The organism is Mesorhizobium sp. (assembly GCF_005063415.1).
Classification (GTDB): Bacteria; Pseudomonadota; Alphaproteobacteria; order Rhizobiales; family Rhizobiaceae; genus Mesorhizobium.
In genome coordinates this window covers 1-1,700 of record NZ_SUEG01000319.1, presented here as the reverse complement: position 1 = coordinate 1,700, position 1,700 = coordinate 1, and the positions used below count along the sequence as shown (strand labels likewise).

Annotated in this window: 1 protein-coding gene; it reads left to right on the top strand. The window is 63.4% G+C overall.

The features are described from left to right. Positions 1-236 precede the first annotated feature (236 nt). Positions 237-1,223 (top strand): methyltransferase, encoded by a 987-nt coding sequence (locus tag E5W70_RS32265; protein WP_292665392.1) that lies wholly within the window; start codon positions 237-239, stop codon positions 1,221-1,223. Positions 1,224-1,700: the final 477 nt, after the last annotated feature.

Here is a 1,700-nt window from a genome sequence, read left to right as displayed (position 1 = left end):
CGCCCGGGCGATTGACGACCCAGCGTTTTCCGATGAGGTGCTGGAACAGACACGTGCCTGGATTTACGCAGGGCTTGATCAACAGTCAGCCAGCTAGCCCCTCGTCGCTCACGGTCTCGACGTCGAATACCAGCTGGGCACGTATATCGGTGTGGTCGACCATGCTACTTCAAACGCTCTTCGGTTCCGTGACAAACTTCTGATCGCCGGCGCTGGATCGCGGAAGGAGATGTGGCATGGTGGATTCTGATCGGATCAACAAGCTGATCGCAGCGGTGCCCGCCGCCTTGGCGCTTCGCGCCGGGCTGGACCTTGGCATCTTCACCCAGCTCGGTGGCAGCGCGGTGACCGCTGGAAGCCTTGGGGCCGCGCTGAAAGTCGAGCCCCATCGTCTGTCGCGGCTCCTCTACGCGCTCGCCAGCATCGGTCTCCTCGAAGTCAAGGATGGTCAATTTCGCAACGGAGCCGAAGCGTCAGCCTTCCTCGACGCGTCCAAGCCGACTTATCGCGGCGGCGATCATGCGCTCCTGCGCGAGCTCTGGGGAGCCGACTTGCTGACCGCAGAGTCGCTGCGACAGAACCGGCCGGCTGCGCTGCACGACTTTTCCGAAGCCGGGCCCGAGGCCGCGGCGGCCTTCAGCCGCATGCTCGCACCGGGCGGGGTGATTTTCGGCCGACAACTGGCCCGGGAGATAGACCTCTCGGCGATCGGTTCGGTGATCGACATCGGCGGGGGCCCCGGGACCATTCTCGTCGGACTTCGCGAGCAGTGGCCGCATTTTGCGGCGACATTGATGGAACTGCCAACGGTCGCAGCGGCCGCGCCAGATATCCTGTCAGAATACGGTGCCGACGACGTGGTTGTCGAAGAGGGGGACATAACTGTCGCGCCATCGATCGGTCGGCACGATCTGGCGATCCTGAAGGCCGTCGTCCAGGTCCTTCCGCCGGACCAGGCGCGCAGTTCGATCCTGAACGCGGCGCGTTCCCTCAAACCCGGAGGCGAGATCGCAATTGCGGGGTGGGGTGTCGTCGATGACGACCGCCTTGGCCCGCCTGAGGGTGTCTTTCTGAATCTCACCTTCTTGAACCTCTACCGCCACGGCGAATCGTACACTGAAGGTCAGTATCGCGCGTGGATGACCGAGGCTGGATTCCGGGATATCTCCAGGTCACGCCTGACGGACGGCTCCACGTTGTTTCGTGCGCGCCTCACGGGCTGATCGTGGCTGAACAGTTGGTTTTGGATCTCCGAGGCGCCTCGACCCTATCCGGGCAGCCCTACAACCTTCAGCGTCGAGAGCATTGCTTGTCCTGCGTCAACTCGGAGAGCGCCATATCTCGCGCGGTACGTCCCCGGGGCTGGCCGGCTTGTCGCGCCCTGTCGTGCGTTCCTTCAGCCGCGCGAGGTAGGCGCGGGCGGCTGACCTGTCGCGTGCGTCCTTTCAGCCGCCGTTGAGGGCTTCGTCCAGTGCCGTCGCCTGAGGTAGTTTATCTGTATTGCCCGCAAAGCGTTCATGACACGGATGGGCAAGCGTGACGGATCACCGTCCCCGCGTTGACCTCTGTCTGTCTAGCCTATGGCGTCCTCGAATGGATTGGGTCTGACCAAGGACCGCCTTCGCTTCGCTCAGTCTCGATCGTCTTCCCGCAATGACGGCGCTTCGTTTTCTTCCCCTGGCCGGTCCACCCCACCACCC